The sequence below is a fragment of the Pseudomonas sp. RIT-To-2 genome (genome assembly GCF_029623465.1).
GTDB classification, from domain to species: domain Bacteria; phylum Pseudomonadota; class Gammaproteobacteria; order Pseudomonadales; family Pseudomonadaceae; genus Aquipseudomonas; species Aquipseudomonas silvicola.
The window spans coordinates 222,805-229,502 of sequence record NZ_JAPYKM010000007.1; the positions used below are offsets into that span (position 1 = coordinate 222,805).

General features: G+C 65.5%; 6 protein-coding genes. 2 read left to right on the forward strand and 4 right to left on the reverse strand.

From position 1 onward, the window contains the following. Positions 1-28: 28 nt before the first annotated feature. The 4 genes from QBK88_RS09135 to QBK88_RS09150 all read right to left on the reverse strand — a co-directional run bounded on the left by QBK88_RS09135 (position 29) and on the right by QBK88_RS09150 (position 4,057). Positions 29-985 (reverse strand): 2-hydroxyacid dehydrogenase, encoded by a 957-nt coding sequence (locus QBK88_RS09135; RefSeq protein ID WP_277961813.1) that lies wholly within the window; start codon positions 983-985, stop codon positions 29-31. Positions 986-1,127: 142 nt separating this feature from the next. Beyond that, positions 1,128-1,892, reverse strand: a complete 765-nt coding sequence (locus QBK88_RS09140) for an SDR family oxidoreductase (RefSeq protein WP_277961814.1) — start codon at positions 1,890-1,892, stop codon at positions 1,128-1,130. 17 nt (positions 1,893-1,909) lie between these two features. Beyond that, positions 1,910-2,614 carry a fumarylacetoacetate hydrolase family protein gene (locus QBK88_RS09145; protein ID WP_268142761.1) on the reverse strand — a complete coding sequence of 235 codons (705 nt, stop codon included), beginning with the start codon at positions 2,612-2,614 and terminating at the stop codon, positions 1,910-1,912. 96 nt (positions 2,615-2,710) lie between these two features. After that, complete coding sequence (locus QBK88_RS09150) at positions 2,711-4,057, reverse strand: MFS transporter (RefSeq protein WP_445764917.1); 1,347 nt, start codon at positions 4,055-4,057, stop codon at positions 2,711-2,713. A gap of 381 nt (positions 4,058-4,438) precedes the next feature. Here QBK88_RS09150 and QBK88_RS09155 point away from each other — a divergent pair, with 381 nt between their 5' ends. Together QBK88_RS09155 and QBK88_RS09160 are read left to right on the forward strand one after the other, a co-directional pair. Beyond that, positions 4,439-5,344: a helix-turn-helix domain-containing protein gene (locus tag QBK88_RS09155; RefSeq protein WP_277961815.1), complete on the forward strand. Its 906-nt coding sequence runs from the start codon at positions 4,439-4,441 to the stop codon at positions 5,342-5,344. A gap of 75 nt (positions 5,345-5,419) precedes the next feature. After that, positions 5,420-6,523 carry a saccharopine dehydrogenase gene (locus QBK88_RS09160; protein WP_277961816.1) on the forward strand — a complete coding sequence of 368 codons (1,104 nt, stop codon included), beginning with the start codon at positions 5,420-5,422 and terminating at the stop codon, positions 6,521-6,523. The last annotated feature ends 175 nt before the right edge of the window (positions 6,524-6,698 follow it).

Consider the following 6,698-nt stretch of genomic DNA (forward strand, 5'->3'; position numbering starts at 1 on the left):
TGATACACACCCGGCCGCCGCACCTGCATCAGCCGGTGACGCAACCGACCGGGCGCTTGCCGGCAAAGGTATCCACAAGGCTTGCCAGTACCATTTCACCCATGCGCGTGCGGGTCTGCACCGTGGCGCTGGCGCGGTGCGGTTGCAGCACGACGTCCTCGCGGCCCAGCAAGGGCGCGGGCACATGGGGCTCGTCCACGAACACATCCAGCCCGGCACCGGCGATATGACCGGCCTGCAGCGCCGCCACCAGGTCCTGCTCGTTGACCAACTTGCCGCGCGCCACATTGATCAGGTAGCCACCCTCGCCCAGGGCCCGCAGGACGTTGGCGTCGATGATGCCCTCGGCCTTGTCGGCCGCCGCGGCAATGATCAGCGCATCACTCTGGCGCGCCAGTTCCACCAGGTCGGCGACGAAGGTGTAAGGCACATCGTCCATGGCCCGCAGGTCGGTGTAGCTGATAGGGCAACCGAACGCCGCGGCCCGGGTGGCGACCGCGCGCCCCACCCGCCCCAGGCCCACGATACCCACGCGCATGCCGCTGACCTGCCGGGCCAGGGGCAAGGGGGCCAGCGGCGTAGCGCTGTGCGGCCACTGGCCGCTGCGCACATAGCGGTCGCTGGTACACAGGCCGCGGCAGGCGGCGATCAGCAGGCCCAGGGCCAGGTCGGCAACGTCATCGGTGAGCGCGCCCAGGGTCGCCGTCACGGTAATGCCCCGGTCGCGGGCATAGGCCAGGTCCACGGCATCGGTGCCCACGCCATTGACCGCCACCACTTGCAGGCGTGGCAGTTGCGCCATGACCTCGCGGGTGATGCCGGTGTGCCCGCCGGTGACCACCCCGCGAATCTGCCCGCCTACCTCACGCAGGTAAGCGGCCTTGTCGGTTTGCTGGTAATAGGGGCGCACGGTGAACAGCGTTTCCAGGCGCTCGCGGATCTCGGGGATGAGGATGGGGCTGAGTTGGAGGATTTCGGGTTTCATGGCAGGACCTCAACAGAATGATTGAATGCTTGACGGCATCGCGGCGCTCCGGCGCAGGCCATACAAGGCGGGCCAGTGATGCCGGTGGCATCACCTGGTCCGCCTTGGTGCATGGCTCGAGGGCTTTGGGCCGCTGACGGATTTACCCACGCCCCACAAACGGCATGTTGGTCGCCATCACAGTCATGTTCAGCACGTTGGCCGACAACGGCAGCCCGGCGATGTAACGCACGGCGTCGGCGATATGCTGCACGTCCACCATCGGCTCCACGGCGATCTCGCCGTTGGCCTGGCGCACGCCTTTGGTCATGCGCACCGACAGTTCGGTGAGGGCATTGCCAATGTCTATCTGACTGCAGGCGATGTTGAACTCGCGGCCGTCCAGCGCCAGGCTCTTGGTCAGGCCCAGCACGGCGTGTTTGCTGGCGGTGTACGGAGCACTGAATGGCCGTGGGGCATGAGCCGAGATCGAGCCATTGTTGATGATGCGCCCGCCCTGGGGTTGCTGGCGGCGCATCAGGCCGAAAGCACCACGGCTGCACAGGAACACGCCCGTGAGGTTGGTGTTGATCACGTTCAACCACTGGTCCACCGCCAGTTCATCGATGGGCACCGCCGGGGTGTTGACCCCGGCGTTGTTGAAGATGACGTCCAGGCGCCCGTACACCTCTTCCACCGTCGCAAACAGGGCGTCGACACTAGCCGGGTCACGTACATCGGTGGGCACCGCCAAGGCTTCGCCGCCGCTGGCACGGGCGCTTTCCACCAGTTCATGCAAGGGCTCGGGGCGGCGCCCGGCCAGCACCAGGGTAAAGCCGTCGGCCAGCAGGCCCAGGGCCACGGCGCGGCCGATGCCACTGCCGGCGCCGGTGACCAGGGCGACTTTGCGGGAGTTGGTTGCGGTCATGATTGTTGCTCCTTGGGTCAAATCGAATTCAGGTCAGGACGTGCGCCCACGCGCACGTCCAGTTGGCCGACACCGTCGATGCCAGCGCTGATGACATCGCCCGGTTGCAGGGCGGCGACGCCCGGCGGCGTGCCGGTCATGATCAGGTCGCCGGCACGCAAGCGGATGGACTGGGACAGGCGGCTGATGATTTCGCTTACCGACCAGATCTGCTGCTCAAGGCTGGAACGCTGACGCTCCACGCCATTGACACGCAGCCACACCGCTCCCGTGTCGGGATGGCCGATGCGGCTGGCCGGCACTACGGCACTGATGGGCGCCGAGCCGTCGAAGGCCTTGGCTGCTTCCCAGGGCTGGCCGGCGGCCTTGGCGGCCATCTGCAGGTCGCGGCGGGTCAGGTCCAGCCCCGCAGCGTAGCCCCATACATGGGCCAGCGCCTGCTCTTGAGGGATATCGCCACCGTCGGTGCCGATGGCCACGACCAATTCAATCTCGTGGCAGAAATCGCCCGTCAGCGGCGGGTAGGCCAGTTCGCCTTCGGCCGGCACCACGGCAGTGGCCGGTTTCATGAAGAACAACGGCGCCTGGCGCACCGCGTCCTGGGCATCGCCCCAGGGGTAGTTGCGGCCCAGGCAGAAAATGCGGTTGACCGGAAAGCGCGCATCACTGCCCTGCACATCCAGGGTCACGCTTTGGGCGGGGGCAAACACGTATGGGGTCATGAGCGTTCTCGCAGCAGTGCGGTAGACACCCCCAGCGTACGTCGCCGGGGGCCGGAAAAGTTGGACGAAACCAGCGCCGTCATGGATAAAGCAGTGCTATCGGGCACGCAACTGGATGCGATACAGGCGCCCCAGCAGCAGCGAATAAGACAGGGTGCCGCACAGCGCCACCGCGCCAATGAACCAGAAGGCATAGGCAAACGAGCCGGTCGCATGAACGATCCCGCCGATCACGATGGGGGTGACGATGCCGCCGATGTTGGCCGCCAGGCTGGTGACACCCCCGGTCAGGCCGATGAGTTCCTTGGGCGCCACTTCCGACACTGCGGCCCACGATGCCGAGGCAATGCCCTGGGCGAAGAACGCGGTGGTGAGCACGGCGATGCACACCAGGTTCGAGTCGGTGAAGTTCACCAGCACGATGGACATGCCCAGCATCGAACCGACCACCAGCGGCAGCTTGCGGGCAAACGACATGGAGTAGCCGCGACGGATCAACGTGTCCGACACGATACCGGCCAGCAGGATGCCGACCGTGGCGCCCAGGAACGGCATCACCGCGAAAATGCCAACCTTGATCATGGTCAGGTGGCGCTCTTCGATCAGGTAGGTGGGGAACCAGGTGAGGAAGAAATACAGCGCCGAGGTGCTGGCGAACTTGCCGATGCAGATCGCCCAGATCTGCCGGTAGCCGAACAGTTCACTCACCTGGCGCCAATTGAAGCGGGTACGCTGCTGGCTGCTCTTGACCAGGCCGCCACCGTCTTCGATGTACTTGAGCTCCGCGGCGCTGACACGCTTGCAGGCCAGCGGGTCGCGGTACAGGTACAACCACGCGATGCCGAACAGGATGCCCACCAGCCCGGTGCTGTAGAACACATGGCGCCAGTCATAGGTGGTGGCCAGCCACAGCAGGCCACCGGTGAACAGTGCCGTGCCCAGGTATTGACCGCACACGTAGATACTGCTGGCCAAGCCCCGTTCCCTGGCCGGGAACCATACCGTCACCGCCCGGCTGTTGGCTGGAAAGGCCGGGGCTTCCAGCGCCCCCACGGCCAGGCGCAGGCCGAACAACGAAGCAAAACCGCCCACCAGGCCCTGGCCGACGGTGGCGGCCGACCAGGTGATCAACGACAAGCCGTAGGTGAAGCGGGAACCGAAGCGGTCGGCGATGAAACCGGCGGGTACCAGTGCCAGGGCGTAGGTCCAGGCGAAACCGGAAAACACCAGGCCCATCTGGATCTTGTCCAGGCCCAGGTCCTTGGCCATGAACGGCGCAGCGATGGAAATGTTCACCCGGTCAACGTAATTGATGATGGTCGCGATCAGCAACAGCGAGAGCATGAACCAGCGCCGGCGGGTGGGGAGCTGGGCGGCGCTGAGGGTCTGTTCGACCGCCTCGGGTTGGGGGGCGGTGGTGAGGTCGGGGTCCACATTGGGCATCTGCCGGCTGGACGGGACCAGGTACTCGCGGGGAGTCGTCTGCATGGTACGAACACCTTCTAATTATTGTTGATAGATGTCGAATGGGACGCCCTCAAAGTGATCGTACAACCGCCGGAAAGCAATGGCAGGGTTAGAACGTTTTTGCACTGAGCGCGCAGTGCACAGGCAAAAGTCCAAAAAGAAAAATGCCGCCAGAACTGGCTTTGAATGGCTGCGCGTGCGGAAGCAGAGCGGTTGCTTCGAAATTCTTCGCACTCGACTTTTTGCACAGTGGCCACGGCACAAAATTGCGCAAACCTGAACAGGAGATCGTACAATCACACCAAACAACAGACCTGACCGCCCACCCGCCACGGCTGGCCAACAGGAGCGACGCCCATGCAGTCTTCCAGCCGCGTGCCCACCTTCGGCATGCAGCAACGCAGTGAACACCCCGATTTCTACATTCGCGACGAAAACGTGCGCAAGGCCGAAACCGCCCCGCACCGCCACGAGTATTTCCAGATCCAGGTCAATTTGGGCGGTGATACCGTGCAGCACATCGGCAACGTGCAGCGGCCTTTCCCCACCCGTGCCCTGGCGTTCATCCTGCCGCACCGGGTGCACATGATCCCGCACCCGCTACAGGCGCACTTTCGCGTGATCAATTTCTCCCAGGCGTTCCTGCTGCCGCACCTGGCGTGCGACCCGCTGGACCTGGAAGACGTGTCCATCGCCCAGGCGCCGGAGCTGGCGCCCTTCCGTTTCCAGGAGCACCTGGACTTCATCCTTGAACCTGAGGCATTTGCCCAGGTGTGCGGCCTGCTGGAGCAGATGCAGGCACTGGACCGCGACCGCCAGTTCGGCATGCGCGAGTCGCTCAAGGGCCTGTTGCTGCAGATGATCGGCGGGGTATGCAGCCAGTTCGCCGAACCGCTCAAGGCCCTGGCCAGCGGCAAGGCCGCCCAGGTCAGCCGTCGCGACGCACTCAAGCGCATGAGCGAGTACGTGCGCAAGCACCTGGCCGACCCCGAACTGGACCTCAAGAAGGTCGCCGCCGCCACCTACCTGTCGCCGCATTACCTGACCCACTGGCTGCGCAAGGAAATCGGCAAGAGCTTCAGCGAACTGGTGCTGGAACGACGCATGCACCTGGCGCGCCAGTTGCTGGAGGGGAGCCTGAGGCCGGTAGGCGATATCGCGCGGCAGTGCGGGTTTGCCGACGAGGCTTATTTTTCGCGGCGCTTCCGGCAGTTGCATGGGTTGCCGCCGGGGCAGTATCGGCGGCAGTTGCAGGGGGGGTGAATTGGGGTAGCCAGCCATGCGCTCAACGGCCGTCCCCCCTTATACTGCCCCCACGCCCCCACTCAAGGAACGACCATGCGCGTCATCATCATCGGCGGCCTGGGCAACTTCGGTGCCCGCATCTGCCGTCGCCTGGCCCTGGAACCTGGCCTGGAACTGATCGCCACCGGCCGCAAACCCGTCAGCGGCAGCGAATGCTTCGGGCCGGCCAGCCAGATCACGACCGCGGCGCTGGATATCGACAGCCCTGACCTTCAGGCCCGTCTCGCCCAGTTGCGCCCCCACCTCGTGATCCACTGCGCCGGCCCTTATCAAGGCCAGGACTACCGCGTGGCGCTGGCGGCCTGTGCGGTACACGCGCATTACCTGGACCTGTCGGACGGCCGCGATTTCGTCGCCGACTTCAGCCAGCATGTCGACGCCGCCGCCCGCGCCGCCGGGGTGTTGGCCGTCACCGGGGCCAGCACCCTGCCCGGTTTGTCCTCGGCGGTGGTAGACCAGATGACCACGGGGTGGACGCGGCTTGACACTGTCGAGGTCGCCATCGCGCCGGGCCAGCAGGCACCGCGGGGCGAGGCCACCATCAAGGCCGTGTTCGGCTACGCCGGCCAAGGTTTCAAGCGCTGGCAGGCGGGGCGTTGGGCCACCGTGCATGGCTGGCAGGACCTGCGCCGCTTCAGCTTCGCCGAGCTGGGCAGCCGCTGGGGCGCAGCTTGTGACGTACCGGACCTGGCGCTGTTTCCCGAACGTTATCCGGGTGTGCAGCGGGTCAGCTTTCATGCGGCGCTGGAACTGCGTATCCAGCACCTGGGCCTGTGGCTGGTGGCTGCCCTGCGCCGGGTAGGCCTGGCGCTTCCCGTGGCCCGCCACGCCGGGCGGCTGAACCGCCTGGCCAACATTTTGCTGGACCGCTTCGGCAGCGATCTGGGCGGCATGCGTGTGCGCGTGAAGGGCCAGCAGGCCGATGGCCGCCAAGCCGACCGCACCTGGCACCTCACCGCCCCGGATGGCAACGGCCCGGAAATCCCCTGCATGGCCACGGTCCTTCTGGCGTGCAAACTGGCCCGCGGCCAAGTGCAGCAGACCGGCGCGGTGCCTTGCATGGGCTTGCTGACGCTCAATGAGTTCGCACCGGAATTCGCTCGCTGGGGCTTTGTGGAACGGGTCAGCGACGCCTGAGCGTCTTCAGCCAGCGGCCTGGCGCAGCCGGGACGCTTGGGTGTACAGCCTGGTATTGGAGCAGAGCTTGCTCGCGAACGCGCCGCGCGGGCGGCGCTCGCTCTCAAGGGCGCCACAAAACCCACCCCCGCACAATCCCGACTCTCGGAAAATAAAATTAGATATTGAGATATCT

What these genes read in the sequence shown, in the direction of transcription:
- QBK88_RS09140 (WP_277961814.1), bottom strand. Translation starts at nt 1,892, where the DNA reads ATGACCGCAACCAACTCCCGCAAAGTCGCCCTGGTCACCGGCGCCGGC.
- QBK88_RS09150 (WP_445764917.1), bottom strand. Translation starts at nt 4,057, where the DNA reads ATGCCCAATGTGGACCCCGACCTCACCACCGCCCCCCAACCCGAGGCG.
- QBK88_RS09135 (WP_277961813.1), bottom strand. Translation starts at nt 985, where the DNA reads ATGAAACCCGAAATCCTCCAACTCAGCCCCATCCTCATCCCCGAGATC.
- QBK88_RS09160 (WP_277961816.1), top strand. Translation starts at nt 5,420, where the DNA reads ATGCGCGTCATCATCATCGGCGGCCTGGGCAACTTCGGTGCCCGCATC.
- QBK88_RS09155 (WP_277961815.1), top strand. Translation starts at nt 4,439, where the DNA reads ATGCAGTCTTCCAGCCGCGTGCCCACCTTCGGCATGCAGCAACGCAGT.
- QBK88_RS09145 (WP_268142761.1), bottom strand. Translation starts at nt 2,614, where the DNA reads ATGACCCCATACGTGTTTGCCCCCGCCCAAAGCGTGACCCTGGATGTG.